This window comes from Kitasatospora sp. NPDC051170 (assembly GCF_044455705.1).
GTDB lineage: Bacteria > Actinomycetota > Actinomycetes > Streptomycetales > Streptomycetaceae > Kitasatospora.
The window spans coordinates 281,865-297,102 of sequence record NZ_JBITFA010000008.1; the positions used below are offsets into that span (position 1 = coordinate 281,865).

Annotated in this window: 13 protein-coding genes and 1 pseudogene; 6 read left to right on the forward strand and 8 right to left on the reverse strand. The window is 73.7% G+C overall.

All coding sequences use genetic code 11. The features are described 5' to 3' along the window. Positions 1-35: 35 nt before the first annotated feature. From ACIBCA_RS19190 to ACIBCA_RS19200, 3 genes and pseudogenes are all read left to right on the forward strand, one after another. On the forward strand, positions 36-1,985 hold the full coding sequence (locus tag ACIBCA_RS19190; RefSeq protein ID WP_396284092.1) for a phosphatase PAP2 family protein: 1,950 nt from the start codon (positions 36-38) through the stop codon (positions 1,983-1,985). A 97-nt stretch (positions 1,986-2,082) separates the two neighbouring features. Beyond that, positions 2,083-3,333, forward strand: coding sequence for a D-arabinono-1,4-lactone oxidase (locus ACIBCA_RS19195; RefSeq protein ID WP_396284093.1), 1,251 nt, complete (start codon positions 2,083-2,085; stop codon positions 3,331-3,333). A 7-nt stretch (positions 3,334-3,340) separates the two neighbouring features. Beyond that, positions 3,341-3,493, forward strand: a pseudogene (locus ACIBCA_RS19200) (glycoside hydrolase family 95-like protein); the annotation flags it as partial. 179 nt (positions 3,494-3,672) lie between these two features. Here ACIBCA_RS19200 and ACIBCA_RS19205 read toward each other — a convergent pair. The 7 genes from ACIBCA_RS19205 to ACIBCA_RS19235 form a co-directional block, all read right to left on the reverse strand. Then, complete coding sequence (locus tag ACIBCA_RS19205) at positions 3,673-4,332, reverse strand: DUF4232 domain-containing protein (RefSeq protein WP_396284094.1); 660 nt, start codon at positions 4,330-4,332, stop codon at positions 3,673-3,675. A gap of 169 nt (positions 4,333-4,501) precedes the next feature. Then, on the reverse strand, positions 4,502-6,217 hold the full coding sequence (locus ACIBCA_RS19210) for a putative Ig domain-containing protein (RefSeq protein WP_396284095.1): 1,716 nt from the start codon (positions 6,215-6,217) through the stop codon (positions 4,502-4,504). Positions 6,218-6,503: 286 nt separating this feature from the next. Continuing rightward, entirely contained in the window at positions 6,504-7,394 is an 891-nt protein-coding gene (locus tag ACIBCA_RS19215; protein WP_396284096.1) for a hypothetical protein, read from the reverse strand. Between the two features lie 121 nt (positions 7,395-7,515). Next, on the reverse strand, positions 7,516-7,914 hold the full coding sequence (locus ACIBCA_RS19220) for a hypothetical protein (RefSeq protein WP_396284097.1): 399 nt from the start codon (positions 7,912-7,914) through the stop codon (positions 7,516-7,518). Between the two features lie 252 nt (positions 7,915-8,166). Then, on the reverse strand, positions 8,167-9,570 hold the full coding sequence (locus ACIBCA_RS19225) for a serine/threonine-protein kinase (protein WP_396284098.1): 1,404 nt from the start codon (positions 9,568-9,570) through the stop codon (positions 8,167-8,169). Positions 9,571-9,590: 20 nt separating this feature from the next. Further along, entirely contained in the window at positions 9,591-10,700 is a 1,110-nt protein-coding gene (locus tag ACIBCA_RS19230; RefSeq protein ID WP_396284099.1) for an AI-2E family transporter, read from the reverse strand. Positions 10,701-10,829: 129 nt separating this feature from the next. Continuing rightward, positions 10,830-11,036 carry a hypothetical protein gene (locus ACIBCA_RS19235; protein WP_396284100.1) on the reverse strand — a complete coding sequence of 69 codons (207 nt, stop codon included), beginning with the start codon at positions 11,034-11,036 and terminating at the stop codon, positions 10,830-10,832. A 166-nt stretch (positions 11,037-11,202) separates the two neighbouring features. Between ACIBCA_RS19235 and ACIBCA_RS19240 the strand changes: the two genes are divergently transcribed. The 3 genes from ACIBCA_RS19240 (at position 11,203) to ACIBCA_RS19250 (ending at position 13,539) form a co-directional block, all read left to right on the forward strand. Beyond that, complete coding sequence (locus ACIBCA_RS19240) at positions 11,203-11,640, forward strand: STAS domain-containing protein (RefSeq protein WP_396284101.1); 438 nt, start codon at positions 11,203-11,205, stop codon at positions 11,638-11,640. Positions 11,641-11,653: 13 nt separating this feature from the next. Further along, on the forward strand, positions 11,654-12,127 hold the full coding sequence (locus tag ACIBCA_RS19245; protein ID WP_396284102.1) for an ATP-binding protein: 474 nt from the start codon (positions 11,654-11,656) through the stop codon (positions 12,125-12,127). 494 nt (positions 12,128-12,621) lie between these two features. Further along, the gene (locus tag ACIBCA_RS19250; RefSeq protein WP_396284103.1) at positions 12,622-13,539 is read left to right on the forward strand and encodes a SigB/SigF/SigG family RNA polymerase sigma factor; all 918 of its coding nucleotides are present in this window, start codon (positions 12,622-12,624) and stop codon (positions 13,537-13,539) included. A 172-nt stretch (positions 13,540-13,711) separates the two neighbouring features. Here ACIBCA_RS19250 and ACIBCA_RS19255 read toward each other — a convergent pair whose 3' ends face one another. After that, positions 13,712-15,145 carry a TROVE domain-containing protein gene (locus tag ACIBCA_RS19255; protein ID WP_396284104.1) on the reverse strand — a complete coding sequence of 478 codons (1,434 nt, stop codon included), beginning with the start codon at positions 15,143-15,145 and terminating at the stop codon, positions 13,712-13,714. Positions 15,146-15,238 lie beyond the last annotated feature (93 nt).

The following is a 15,238-nucleotide window of genomic DNA, read 5'->3' on the forward strand; positions in this document are numbered from 1 at the left end:
CACGCCCCCGGTCCCAGCACCGCAGGAAGAGCACCGTGAACGATCAGCCCGTCCTGGCCCGCCGCCGCTTCCTGCGGAACTCCGCAGCCACCTCGATCGGCGTCCTCGCCGCGCCCACGGCGGTGAGCCTGGCGGCCGCCCCGCAGCGCGCCGCCGCGGCGCCCGCCGTCCCCGCCCCGGCGCCCGCCCCCGCCCAGGGCGCCGCCTTCGTGGACTCCTACGCGACCAACACGATGGCCGACCTCACCCCCGAGGGGAACGCGGCCGTGCGCATCCTCACGGGGATGAACCGGATCTGGCACACCGGCCCGTCCTGGAACGACGGCTCGCCCCTGCTCGCCGACGTCCTGCGCGCCAACGTGCGCTACTGCGTGCGGGTCACCACCGAGCGCAGCGAGGAGGAGGCCCGGGAGGCGTTCCTCTACGACCGCCAGCACCAGAGCTACGCCGTCATCGCGGGCCTCGGCCCGCTCGCCGACCTCTACCGGACCGGCGCCCGGGCCGTCACCTCGATCACCTCGGCGCCCGACTCCACCCCGCCCGCGAAGGTCGACGACGCCGTCCCCGCCGGCGCGCCCGCCGGGTCCGCGCTCGGCCCGGGAGCCGCCGACTCGGAGCTGGGGCAGGTGGTGGCCCTGGTCAACACGCTGCGCGGACCGTACGCCTCCGGCAACCCCGCCAAGTACGCCTACCGGTACCCGCGCCCCTGGCGGCTGAACGAGCACAGCGCGGTGGTCGACACCGGCGCCACCGACGCCCTCGGCTACCCGGTCTACGAGACGGACGTCGTCGTCGCCCCGCAGCTGCTGCGCCAGCGCGGCACCTCGCCGGCCGACGACGGCGGCTTCGTGAGCGGTCACACCAACGCCTTCCACCTGGCCGCGCTGGCCCTCGCGTACGCGGTGCCCGAGCGCTTCCAGGAGATGGTCGCCCGGGCCTTCGACCTCAGCCACACCCGGATCACCGCCGGCATGCACTCCCCGCTCGACGTCATCGGCGGCCGCACGCTCGCCACCGCCCTCGCCGCGGCCACCCTGGCCGACCCGCGCAACGCCGCCCTCAAGACCGCCGCCCGGAGCCAGGCCGCCGCCTACTTCCGGAAGAGGACGGGCGGTTCGGCCGACACCCTGTACGACTTCGCCCACCGGGCCACCACGGACGAGGACCCGTACGCCGACCGGGACGTCAACGCCGAGCAGGTCACCCCGCGCCTGACGTACGTGCTGCGCCGCGGCGGCCGGGACGTGCCGATGGTCGTGCCCAAGGGCGCCGAGGTCCTGCTGGAGACCAGGCTGCCCTACCTCGACGCCGCCCAGCGCCGCGAGGTGCTGCGCACCACCGCCCTGCCCTCCGGTTACGTGCTGCTCGACGGCCCGGAGATGTGGGGCCGGCTCAACCTGTTCGCCGCGGCCGACGGGTACGGCGCGTTCGAGCGGGACGTGACCGCGGAGCTGAACGCCGCCGACGGCGGGTTCCGCGCGGCGGACGCCTGGCGCAACGACCTCGCCGGGCCCGGCGGGCTCACCAAGCGCGGCACCGGGACGCTGACCCTGACCGGCACCAACCGCTACACCGGCACCACCGCGGTGGAGGGCGGAGTCCTCGTGGCGGGCTCGCGCGACGCCCTCGGGCGCGGCGGCGTCCAGGTCCGCGGCGGCACCCTGCGGGTGGACGCCGAGCGGGGTGCCGTCCGGGTGCGCGGCGACTACCTCCAGTCGGGCACCGGAACGACCCTGGAGCTGACGCTCAACCGCCTGCACTCCCCGGCCCTGACGGTCGACGGCCGGATGACGCTCGGCCCCGGCGCCCGGCTCGTCCTGCTGGTGCCGGACCCCGAAGCGCTCGAGGACGACCTCGTGGTGCCGGTGATCGGCGGGCGCGCGCCGCAGGGCGGGTTCGCCGGCGTCACGGTCGACGCGGACGGGTACCGGGCGACGCCGATCCACACCCACGACGGTGTCGCGGTGCGCCTGACCCGCTGCTGAGCCACCGCGCGGGAGACAGCACGCAGGAGACACCGCGCAGGAGACGCCGCGCAGGAGCCACCGCGCGGGAGACACCGAGACCGAGGAGGCACCACCCGTGACCGTCGCCGTGACCAACTGGGCCGGGAACATCAGGTTCCGCGCCGAGCGCTGCCACGAGCCGCGCTCCGTCGAGGAGTTGCGGCGGATCGTCGCGGGTGCCCGGTCCGTGCGGGTGCTCGGCACCGGCCACTCGTTCAACGCGATCGCCGACACCCCGGGGGACCTGGTGTCCGTGGCGGGCCTGCCCCGGGTGGTCGAGGTGGACGGGCGGGCCCGCACGGTCACGGTGAGCGCCGGGCTTCGGTTCTCCGAGTTCACCGGGGTGCTGGACCGGGCGGGCTTCGCGCTGCACAACCTCGGGTCGCTGCCGCACATCTCGGTCGCGGGCGCCTGCGCCACGGGGACGCACGGTTCGGGAGTGGCCAACGGCAGCCTCGCCACGGCGGTCCGGGCCGTCGAACTGGTCACGGCGGAGGGCGAGTTGCGCACGATCGCCCGGGGCGCGGCGGAGTTCCCCGGTTCCGTCGTGGCCCTGGGCGCCCTTGGCGTGGTCACCCGGCTGACCCTGGACGTGGTGCCGGCCTTCGAGGTCCGGCAGTGGGTCTACGAGGGCCTGCCGAACGCGGTGCTGAGGGAGCGGTTCGACGAGATCATGGCGGCGGCGTACAGCGTCAGCCTCTTCACGCGCTGGCGTACGGACCGGATCGACCAGGTCTGGCTCAAGCAGCGCGGCGGCCCCGAGGCGCCGGGCACCTGGTTCGGCGCGGTGCCGGCCGACGGCCCGCGCCATCCCGTGCCGGGGTGCCCGCCGGAACCCTGCACCGGGCAGCTGGGCGCCCCGGGCCGCTGGCACGACCGACTCCCGCACTTCCGGGCGGAGTTCACGCCGAGCAGCGGTGACGAGCTGCAGTCCGAGTACTTCGTCGACCGCGCCGACGCCGTCCGCGCCTTCGACGCGCTGGACGCCGTCAGAGGTCGGATCGCACCGGCCCTGCAGATCTCCGAGATCCGCGCCGTGGCCGCCGACGACCTGTGGCTCAGCCCCGCCTACGGGCGCGACAGCGTCGCCTTCCACTTCACCTGGCACCCCGACGCGGCCGCCGCGACGGCCGCGGTGACGGCGGTCGAGGAGGCCCTGTCCGCCTTCTCCGCCCGGCCGCACTGGGGCAAGGTCTTCACCACCGCGCCCGAGGCGGTCCGGGCGTCCTACCCGCGCTGGGACGACTTCCGGGCGCTGCTGCGCGACCTGGATCCGACGGGCAGGTTCCGCAACGGGTTCCTCACCCGCCACTTTCCCCCCGCGTGACGGCGTCCTGCGGCTGCTGCCCGCGCTGCCGCCGTCCTGGCCCGACGGGGACGTCCGGGGCCTGCGGGCCCGGGGCGGGCTCACGGTCGGCCTGAGCTGGCGCCGGGGCGTGCTGACCGGAGCCGAACTGCGGGCGGCGAGGGACACCACGGCGGAGCTGTACCTGCCCGAGCGCGGGGGCGTCCCCGTCCTGACCGACGGGGAGGGCCACCTGGTCGCGGCGGCCTGCGCCCCCGGCGACGCGCGCCGCCTCCGGGTCCGCCTTCCGGCGGGCGGTCACCTGCGGCTCTCCTACCCGGCGCCGGACGCCGGGCACCGAGCCTGGACGGGAGGGACCGGTCAGTTGCCCTGGCCGGCGCTGCCCATCGGGCCGATCTTCACCGGGGTGCCGCCGCCCTCCGTGACGGGCAGGGTGGCGGCGCCGGGCCAGGGGAGGGTGACGGGCTTCGTCTCGTCCGGCGGGGTCACGACCACGCCGGTGATGCGGACTCCGGAGCCGCCGGACTTGTTGGCCGGGTAGGTGATGCCGAAGAAGGTCGACTTCCCGCTCTTGACCACGCCCGCCACGATCGGCTCGCCCGAGCGCGTCGCGGACAGCGTCCCGGCGCTGGTCTTCAGGTCGACGCCCGCGTAACCGGAGAGCGAGCAGTCGTGGCCGCTGCGGTTCTTCAGCTCGACCACGACGGTGCGCTCGGCGTCGCCGTCGATGGTGCGGTCCACGGCGGTGATCGTCAGATCGTCGGTCCGGCACTTGCCGCCCGTCTTCCCGCCGTCGGCGGAACCGGCAGGGGCCGCGGTGCCCTTCGGCGTGGCGGTGGAAGTGGCGGTGGAAGTGGCTGAGGAAGTGGACGGCGCAGGCGGCGCGGAGGGCGCGGTGGTGACGGCCGGCGCTGCGGTGGGCTTGCTCTGGTCCGTGCTCGCGTCGTCGTTCTGGCAGGCCGTGAGCGCCAGACCCGCGGCAACGGCCAGGGCCGCGAAGGTGACCTTGTGAACGCGCATCCCGTGTTCCTCCCCGTCGGTGCGAGCGGTCGTTCCCGTCGCTTCCGATGACCAGGACAGCGCGCCCGGTTGAACCGTTCCGCTCAACCGCCCGTCCGTACACAGCTGTTACACGCCCGAGACGGCCCGGTCGCCCTCCCCGCGCGGGGAGGGCGACCGGGCGGACGGGTCACGCCACGTTGACGGCGGTGTCGTCCAGGACGAAGGAGGTCTGCTTGGTGTAGTCCTCGACGCCGCTGAACTTGAGGGTCACGCTCTGGCCCGCGTACGCGGACAGGTTGAAGCTGTGCTGCTGGTAGCCGGAGGCCGCGTTGACGTTGGAGTACGTCGCGAGGGTGGTGCCGTTGGCGGTCACCGTCAGCTTGTCGTACGCGCTGGTGGTGGGCTCGGCGGTGTCGACGTGCAGCCAGAAGCTGAAGGTGTAGCTGCTGCAGCCGGTCGGCAGGGTCACCGTCTGGGCGAGGGTGTCGGTGTTGGCGCTGCCGTACCCGTCCAGCCACACGTCGTACGTGCCGGAGTGCGCGGGCTCGCTCGCGCTGCTGTTGACGGCGCTGCTGCCACCGGAGTTGGTCTCCGTCCACCCGGCCGTCGTACCGGCCTCGAAGCCGGGGTTGGCGAGCAGCTGTGCGGCGGTGCAGCCGGTGCCCCCGGAGGGCTGGACGGTCCAGGTGAAGGTGACGGAGGAGGACGGGCCGGTGGAGTCGGTGGCGGTGGCCGTCACGGAGTACGTCCCGGCGGTGGTCGGGGTGCCGCTGATCAGGCCGGTGGTGGCGTTGACGGCCAGGCCCGCGGGCAGGCCGGAGGCGCTGTAGTTCAGGGTGCCGCCGGCCGTGTCGGTGGCCGAGAGCTGGAGGCTCGCGGCGGTGCCGACGGTGGCCGTCCGGGCGCCGGGGTTGGTGAGGGTCACGCCGCCGGTGCCGGTGCTGCCGGCGAGCCAGGCGGTGGCGTTGAGCCCGAGCGCGGCGTCGGTGCCGGCCGGGTCGTCCCAGCCGTTGAAGAGCGTCTTGCCGGCCTCGCCCGTGCCGTCGTCGATGGGGGAGCTGTCGCCCCAGATGGCGACACGGCCCTTGCCGAAGCCGCTGGTGGCGAAGAAGGCGCCGGTGTTACCGGCGGAGCCGGTGCGGTAGACGATGCCCTTGACGGCGGGGTTGTCCGCCGGCTTGAGGGTGAAGGTGGTCCCGTTGCGGATGATGCTGCCGGTGACGGTGCCGAAGGGCCCGTGGAGCACGGGGTCGGTGGCGTCGTTGACGGCGGTCGGGTTGTCGGTCTGGATGTTGAGCAGATCGACGGAGAGCCCGAACGGGTCGTTGCTGTTGACCGAGTTGGCGGTCATCAGGTCGTTGATGATCGCGGGGGAGTCCCAGCCGTCGTTGTTGCGGTCGCTGCCCGTGTGGTCGGAGATCAGGAACAGCCCGCCGCCGTTCTGCACGAACGTCATGACGGCCGTCTTCTCGGCGTCGCTCAGCCGCACGTTCGGCTCCGGCAGCACGAACTCGTCGAAGTTCGCCAGGTCCAGCGCGCCGCCCGTGCCGTACGTGATGGAGGAGCCCTTCGGCAGGGTCTTGAGGCTGTACTGGCCCGTCTTCTGCAGGGCGACGCCCCAGCTGGAGATCGCCCCCGTCCAGTCGGTCGCCGCCTGGGGGTTGGCGTTCTCCGCGAGCGGGTCCGGCTGGCTGGTGCTGATGATCCAGTCCGCGTTCCCGGCGGTCTCGGCCTTGGTGTCGTCGAACAGCACGCGGTGCTTCACGGCGGTGGAGGCCGGCGCCGCGGCGGGCCCGGCACCCGCCGCGGTGGCCTGCTGCGGCAGCGCGGCCGCACCGGCGAGCACGGTCAGCGCGACGGCGCCCAGGGCGATCGGGCGGATGGCGTGGAGGCGTCTGAGCATGGATCAAGTCCCTTGTCTCGGGGGGTACAGGGGAACTGCTACGCGCGTAGGCGCGGTGCCACCGTCCCATGATGGGGTGAGCGGCGCCTGAACGGAACGGGTCGGTTCTGCACATCACCGCGCACCCGTCACCGTCACCGCCGGGTGCACGCCCTCAGCGGGCGGGAGATCCGCACAACGCCGTGAGCCCCGCCCGGGTGGGCGGGGCTCACGGCGCTGCGGTCGACGCGCTGCGGGTGCGGTGCGCCGGTCAGGGTGTGGGTCAGGGCGTCGGTCAGGATGTGGGTCAGGGTGTGGGGAAGGCGATCTGGAGGCCGTAGCGCTGCTCGAATTCGTGGATCTTCTGGGGCAGCGAGGTGCTCAGCGCGGCGATCTGGGCCGCGTGCGCGGCGCGGAAGTCCTCCCGCTGCTTGGCCCGGACCGGCTCCCGGACGGCTTCGACGGGCGCCATGCAGGTGGTGTAGACCTCGCCGAGGTGCGTGGTGGCGGCGGTGTCGCCGTCCTGGGTGAGCTGGTCGACCTGGGCGAAGAGGGCGTCCTCGTCCTTGGCCCGCACGCCGTGCTCGGCCAGGCAGGAGTTGAAGCGCTGGTAGGCGGCCTGGACGTCGGGGGTGTGCCGGAGGGAGGCCATCTGGGAGAACCACTGCGACTGCAACGGGGCGTAGAGGTCCTTCAGCTCCTGCACCGTCTTCTTGCTCTCCTCCCAGCACTGCTTCTGCTCGGCGTTCGGAGGCCCCGGGGCCCCGGCCGAACCGGTCGCGGACTCGCCGGGGGCGAAGCCGCCGCTGAAGCCGTGCGCCTGGATGAAGGGGAGATCGGGGATGTCCATGACCCGGAAGAACATCGCCGGGGGCGTCACCGGCTCCGCGGTGCCCCGGGCACGGGCGCAGGCGCGGACGGCGGCGTTGCCCGTCAGGGTGGAGAAGGTGTCCAGGCCCTGGGACCAGCGGGTGTCCGCGCCGGTCGACGGCAGCAGCATGGCCGAGATGTCCGGCGGCATCGTCCGCGTCACGGGCGTGGGCGGAACGGGCGCGGCCGAGCCGGTGCCGGCGGCCGTCGGTGCGGCGGCGCCCGGGGCCGGGCCGGAGCATGCCGTCGGGCCGAGGAGCAGCACCGCGCCCAGGAGGGCCGTGATGGTGCCGGCGGACCGGCGGGGAAGCCGGGTGGGGCGTCGCACTGTGCCGTCTTCTCTCGATGATCGCTGGTGGCGGGGGCGCCGCAGGCAGGCGCCCGGGGTGCTGGGCGCCTGCCTGCGGACTACGGGACTACGGGCCTACGGGTTGCCGAGGCCCGCGAGGTCAGTGCTGGACCTTGACGACGCCCCAGCCCGAGTTGTACTCGGTCACGCCGAAGGTGCGGCCGGAGGTGAGGTTGGAGATCAGGACGACCGAGCCCAGGCTGTAGTAGCCGTCGTTCAGCCAGTGGTAGCCGGAAGCGGCCGAGTGCCACACGCCGTTGCCGTCCTTGTACACGCCCATGTAGCCGTCGCTGTGGGCACCGGCCGAGGCACCGGCCATGACCAGGTTGACGTCGTGGCAGCCGTCGTTCGCCTTGGTGGTGGTGTCGGCGACCGTCCCGTTGGGGCCGGTGTAGAGGGTGTTCTCCTGGCAGCTCAGGGCGGAGGCCGACGGCGCGAGCGCGATGGTGGACGCGGCGAGCGTGGCGGCGAGGCCGAGAGCGGCCGTGATCTTCTTCATGTGGTTCGTCCCCGTGGATCGAGTGAGCGGATGGTTCTCCCGGCCGCCGAAGCTCGTCACGACGGCGGCCGGGCCGGGCCGGGGTGCCCTGGACGGGCTTCCCGGCTCGGCCACAACCGTAGGCAGTCGGCCGAGCCGCCTGACGGTGTCCCAGCCCCTCCCGGGACGCCGCTGACGGTGTCTCACGGCGCTGACCTGGACTTTGAGACGGTGAACGGGGGATGAACTGGAGACGTCCCAGGTAATGAGGGATCAGCTGGGACGACTCCCGGGGACCTTCCACCACAGCAGCCAGGCGCCGGTGGAGACGAACAGCATGTTGACGGCGATCTCCGCCGGGGAGTCGCCGAACCCCAGGGTCGGGATGCCCAGCAGCCCGACCGCGACGACCTCCCGGGTCACGAAGAACAGCAGCACGTCGGCGACGAACAGCAGCACCCACGCCAGTGCGGGGTTCAGCCGGGGGCGTGGCAGGGCGTGCAGGAGGGCGATCACGACGGTGGTCACGACCGCGTACGGGACGAAGGAGGAGGGCATGCGGCCCAGGTAGTTCCACGGCAGCACGGTGCCGACGATCCACAGCAGGGCCAGACAGCCGACGAAGCGCACCAGCCGCGCCGAGGCCGGGCTAGCCGGGGGCCGGGTGGTGACGGCGGTGGGTGCCGGTGCGGGCGCGGGTGTCGGTGCGTAGGCGCCGACGGCCGGTGGCTGCGCGGGCCAGGGCTGGGGTTGGGGCGGGGGTGCCTGGTAGTACGACGGCGGAGGCCCGAACCCGGGCGGCGGCGCCTGCGCGGGCACGACCGGGGCCACGACCGGCGCGATGGCAGGGGCCACGCCCGTACGCGCCACCGACTCCAGCGCCGCCAGCGCCTGTTCCGCCGTCAGCCGCTGCGCCGGGTCCTTGGCCAGCAGCCCGGCGAGCACCGCCCCGAGGGCGCCCGCGCGCCGCATCGGCCGCGGCGGCTGGGTGACGACGGCGATGCACAGCGCGCTGAACGTCTCCGCGTGGAAGGGCGCCTCGCCCTCCACCGCCGCGTACAGCGTCGCGCCCAGCGACCACAGGTCGTTGGCGGGCGTCGGGGGCCTGCCTTCCAGCTGCTCGGGGGCCATGTACGCGGGGGTGCCGACGACGGCTCCGGTGCGGGTGAGCGCCGTGGTCGCGTCCGCCATGTGCGCGATGCCGAAGTCGGTGAGGACGACGCGCTCGTCCATCAGCAGCACGTTGTCCGGCTTGAGGTCCCGGTGGACGATCCCCGCCGCGTGGGCCTTCTGAAGGGCCTTCACCATGGCGACGCCGATCTCGGCCACCCGCTGCACCGGCAGGGCGCCGTCCCGCTCGAGCGCCGCGGCGAGCGAGGCGCCGGTGACGTACTCCATCACGATCACCGGTGCGCCCTCGTGCTCGACAACGTCGTGCACGGTGATGATGCCCGGGTGGTTGAGCCGCGCGGCGGCGAGCGCCTCGCGCAGCGTGCGCTGGAGGAGCTGTTCGCGGTGCTCCTCCGTGACTCCGGAGGGCAGCAGCACCTCCTTCACGGCGACGTCCCGCCCCAGTGTTTCGTCCCGCCCAAGCCATACGCGGCCCATGCCGCCCTGCCCGATGAGGTCGAGAAGGCGGTAGCGCCCCCCGACGAGTGCCCCGTTCGCTGCTGTCACGCGCCTTACCTTAGAGCCTGTCAGGGTGAGCGGTCCCTGACAGGTGCCGACGGGCCGTGATCGCGCAGCTCCCCGAACACCGCCCAGGCCACGGACACCACCGGGACGGCCACCACCGCGCCCAGCACCCCGCCCAGGACGGCGCCGCCGATCACCGACAGCGCGACGGCCACCGGGTGGAGGCGCACCGACCAGCCCAGGACCAGCGGGTGCAGCAGATGGCCCTCGACCTGGCCGATCAGCACGATCAGGGCGAGCACCAGCAGCGCGACCACCGGCCCCCGCGCGGCCAGCGCCACCAGGGCGGCGACGGCCAGCGCGATCGGGGAGCCGATCAGCGGCACCAGCGCCGCCACGAACTCCAGCACGATCAGCGGGATGACGAGCGGCACCCGCAGCACGGTCAGGGCGATGCCCACCAGCACGGCGTTGGTGGCCGCCACGATCAGCACCCCGCGGGTGTAGCCGGCGAAGGTGCGCCAGGCCGTGCGCCCGGCCCGGTCCCAGGCGGGGCGGGCCCGGTCCGGCAGCAGGGACTCCGCCCAGCGCCACATCCGGTCCCCGGAGTGCAGGAAGAACACCGAGCAGAACACCGCCAGCGCCAGCCCGGTGAGCAGCTCGACCGCACGGCTCGCGCCGCTGAGCGCCGTGTTCAGCAGCGCCTGGCGGTGGGCGGCGACGAAGGCGGCGACCTTCGCGCGCAGGTCCGTCACCGTGCCGGGGCGCAGGTGGAAGGGGGCGCCGGTGAGCCAGTGGTCGATCCGGGCCAGGCCCCCGCGCAGCTCGGTGCCCAGGCGGCTCCACTCGTCGGCGACGGTGGTGCCGACCAGCGCCAGGACCCCGCCGACGACCACGCCGGCGAGGAGGAAGGCGAGCAGCACGGCCAGCGAGCGCGGCAGCACCCGGGCGAGCAGGTCGACCAGCGGGCGCAGCACGGAGGTGATCACCAGCGCCACGAACACCGCGACGACCGGCAGCTGGAGCCGCCCCAGCACCTCGACGGCCAGGTACGCGGCCACGCCGAGCAGCACCAGCCGCCAGGTGTACCCGGCGGCGGTGCGCAGCCCGGGCGGGACGCGGTCCTCGGCCGCCGGGCCGCCGGCGCGGCGGGGCCCCGTGCGGGCGGGCACCCGGGCAGGGCCCCGGGCGGGTACCCGGGGCGGGCGGGGTCGGCCGGCACCCTTCCTTCCCACGGGGGACCTCCCTCCGTCATCGACTCACTGGCATTGGCTCACCGGCATTGGCTCACCGGCACTGGCTCAGTCGGGCGGCTCGTGCGGCTCGGGCTGGGGATCGGGCTCGGAGTCTGGGTCGGGCTCGGGCTCGGGCTCGGATTCGGGGCCGGGCGGGGGCGGGGAGCCTTCGCCGGTCATCCGCGACTCCGGCGTCTCGACCGTCACCGGCGGGTCCCTGGGGACGGGCGGGTCCTGCGGTTCCGGTGCGCTCGGGTTGCGCGGCTCACTCATCGGGTCCACCTTCCTGGTCGACGGGGGCGAACTCCGCCCCGCGCGGCGTGTGCCCGGGTACGGGTGTTCCATGCGGCCCCGATCGGCCGTTCGCGCGGTGGCGGGCGCGGGCGGCATGATGGTCGGGACGGCGAGTGCGCCGTCCCGAACGGACCGGGAGCCTGCCATGCCACGGCCGACCGAGGGCCCCGGCGACGGGGCTTACGAACCGGGGGCGCTGAGCGTCGCGGTGGACGACGAGGGGCCGGTACGGATCGTCACCGTGACCGGCGAACTGGACCACGACACGGCGCACCGGCTGCGCGAGGCGCTGGCACGGCCGCTGGTCGACGGGCTGGAACGGATCGTCGTCGACCTCACCGACCTGCGGTTCTGCGACTCGACGGGCCTGAACGTCCTGCTGCGCGCCCGCCTGGACGCGCAGACGGCCGGACGGACCGTCGCACTCGTCGCCCCGCGCCCCGCCGTGGCCCGGCTGTTCTCGATCACGGGCGCCGACAGCGTGCTCCGCATCCACCCCGACCGCGCGTCGGCCCTCGGCCCGGCGGACGCGCCCGGACGGCCCGGCCCGTCCGGCGCACCCGGCCCGTCCGGCGCGTCCTGAACGGAGGCGCGCAGTGGACCGCGTCGGGAGCCCGCCACGGGGCCCCGGACAGACCAGGCGGCTCGCCCTGGCGGGGAGTGAGGGCGCCGTGCAGCGCTGCCGCGAGTTCAGCAGGCTGGCCCTGCAGTCCTGGGAGTGGCTGCCCGCCGCCGACGAGGAGCAGCAGGCCGTCTCGGAGGACGTCCTGCTGATGGTGTCGGAACTGGTCACCAACGCCTGCCTGCACGCCCCCGGCGGTCCGCGCGAACTGCGGCTGAACTGGGACGGCGCCCGGCTGCGGGTGGAGGTCGCGGACGCCAGCCCGGTGCCGCCCCGGCTGCGCCCGTACGCGGACCCGGCCCGGCCGGGCGGCCACGGCCTGCGGGTGGTCGACCGGCTCGCCCGGGCCTGGGGGTCGGTGCCGGAGGGGGAGGGGAAGCTGGTCTGGCTGGAGGTGCCGTCGCCGCTGGAGCGGCGACGGCACCTCAGTGGCTCTGAGCGGCCGTGAGCGGTCGGCGGCGGCCTGGAACTACGGCAGTAGTGCCACTACTTCCGTAGTGGCACTACTGCCGTAGTGACCTTGCGGCCCGGTCGGGGTACTGCTTTCGCCGTCCAACTACATCCGTAGTGGCACTACGGATGTAGTGCAGTCACGCCGGCGAGGGCTCCGGCATGGGTGGCGGCGCCGGATCGGGGTCGGGGAACGGCGGTACGGGTGGCGGGATCGGCCGGGGCTCCTCGCCCGGGCGTGGTCCGGGGTGCGGGTGGGGGATCGGATCGGTGTCCGGGTCGAGGGGCGGCGGGATGGTCATGGCCTGGCCCTTCTCGGTCGTCACGGCTGAGGCGAGCAGCGCGTGTACCCCGGAGTGCGGCGGATGAATCGGGCCCATCGGGTGAAGGACGCGTCGGCGCCCGCAGGCCGGGTAGAACACCGTTGCGGCGGCAGCCGACGACCGGCCGGCCAGCCGCCGAGCCTTCCCGGGCAGCCCCGGGAGAACCACCGTGGCCACCGACCTCGACATCCCGTACGGCACCGGCCAGGCGGAGAGCCCGCCGACCGGCGTCCCGCCCGACCTGCCCCCGCGCCCCAGCGCGGCGCGGCTGCGGACGATGGGCAAGACCGAGGCCCGCGAGCTGAGCGACGCGCTGTTCGAGCGTCTGGCCGAGCTGCCCCGGGAGAGCCGGGCGTACAGCTACGTGCGCGGCACGGTCATCGAGCTGAACATGCCGCTGGTGCGGTTCATCGCCGCCCGTTTCCGCCACCGGGCCGAGGAGATGGAGGACATCCTCCAGGTCGGCACGATCGGCCTGATCAAGGCCGTCGACGGCTACGACCGGCACCGGGGCGTCGAGTTCGTCACCTACGCCATCCCCACCATCGCGGGCGAGATCAAACGTTTCTTCCGCGACACCTCCTGGCCCGTCCGGGTCCCGCGCAGCGTTCAGGAGCTGTATCTGACGGTGGCCCGGGGCTCCGACCGGCTGGAGCAGGAACTGGGCCGCCTGCCGCGCCCCGAGGAACTCGCCGAGGACCTGCACCTGACCGTCGAGCAGGCCAACCAGGGCCTGCTGGCCGGCCGGGTCTACCGCCCCAGCTCCCTGGACGCGCTGCGCGAACAGGAGGACGACGAGAGCGGCAGCGCCCGCCTGGACCGGCTCGGCCGCTGCGACCCCGGCATCGAACTCGCCGACTTCCGCACCGCCGTACGCCCGCTGCTCGCCGAACTGCCCCGGCGCGAACAGACCGTGCTCAAGCTGCGCTTCTGGGACGACTGCACCCAGTCCGAGATCGCCGAGCGCATCGGCGTCTCCCAGATGCACGTCTCCCGGCTGCTCGCCGCCGCACTCGGCGGCCTGCGCGAGCACCTGGAGGACCGGGGCGCCCCGGGCTGGGCCGACCCGCCCGCCGCATCGGCCTGATCCCGCCTCCGCCTGAACGCCCATCCCTGAACCCCCATCCCCGAACGCCCATCCCTGAACCCCCATCCACCGCAGGAAATTGGCTGAAGGCCCCCACCGATGGTGGAGGCCTTCCAGGTTCTGGGCGCAGTAGTCCTGCTGGATCGGGGTGTGACACCCGAACCGTCAACGATCAAGCCGCCGTGGTCTGCTCCCACGGCCAGGTCCCGTTGACCCCGGACTCGAGCGGTGGAATCAGGCGGAACGCGTGGTCGGTGAGACCGCCCATCGTGTGCCGGTTCTGGCCGCCGGACTTCATCGCGCCCGGCTTGTAGCCCGCCATGTTCCACATGTAGACCGGGACGTGCTTGGGGATCAGGTCGTCGATCTGCGTCTCCGGCATGCCGCCCCAGTGCCCGTAGCAGTTCGACGGCAGCCAGCCCGGCCGGGACTGCTCGTCGGTGACGATGACGACCCGGTCGTGCCCTGCGTAGTGCTGCTTGACGGCGGATGGGATGTCAGTGCCGTCGATCCGACCGAACTGCTCGATCAGCCGCAGCACGCTGCCGCCCTTCGGCACGTCGACGCGTCCGCTGCGCATCCCGAACTCGACGAGCGTCGGGTCCGCCGCCCGGATCGCCAGCGCGGCGCCGAACACGGCGGCCTGCTCGGCGAGCGGGATGTCGGACTTGTTCGGGGTGGAGAAGCCGTAGCCGGGGAACATCGACGGGGACCGGTCGACGAGGATCAGCGTCCGGCCGCCCAGGGCAGGCACGTTGGCCAGCGAGCGGGCGAGGCCCTTCTCCAGTGCGTGCGCCCAGCGCAGGGACTGGGTGTGCTTGTAGGCAGACCAGAACCGGAACGGGACCTGGCGGGACTTGGCGACCTGCTCCGGGTCGGCGAGCAGTGCGGCGACCTTCTCGGCCACCTCGTCGCAGACGCCTGCCTGGTCGAAGTTCCGCAGGTTGCGCAGCAGCGCCATGTAGCCCATGGACGGGATGACGGACTCCCAGGCCTGGGCATCCATGGGGCCCTGCAGCCAGCCGGCCACAGCCTCCCACGTCATGCCGGCGTCGAGGAGAGCCAGCGTCCCCCCGACGGTGGTCAGCTGGGCGCGGCGCTGCTCGGGGGGCAGTCCCATCAGGTGGGCGCGGGCGTGCAGCATGGGCAGGCTCTCGGGGATTGCCTTGTCCCGGTTGTGGCGCCGGTCGATGGCGTGCTCGAACAGGTCTCCCTGCCACACCGCCTTCGGCGCGGGGTGTACGAGTTCGATGACGTCGCCGAATCGGTAGCCCTTGCTGTCGGTGTCGTACTTGAGGAGGTTTCGCTCGGTGTACAGGCTGCCGAGCGCGTCCTCGATGCCGCGCTTGACGGGCTTGGGCAGGTTCCGGCCGTAGCGGCTGGTCCAGTAGGCGATGAGCTCGCCGGGCTCGTCGGCGCGCTTGAGGACCGAGGCGATGACAGCCCGGTTCGAGGCCTGGTATCGCTCGGTCATGGAGGCGTTGCTGCGGCCGTGAAGGCGGGCGGTCGGGTGGGTCGCCGTGCCGGTGGGCTGCGCAGCGTTCGTGTTCGCTTCCAGGCGTGCCTTGACGAACTCGGCGGCGCCGACGATTGCGGCGGTGCGCATGACGAGCGCGATCAGCGCGCCCTGGTTGTTGCTACGAGATGCAGAACGGGGCCGCGCCACAGAGAGCCCCCTCTCGTCGGGTCTACTCTGGGG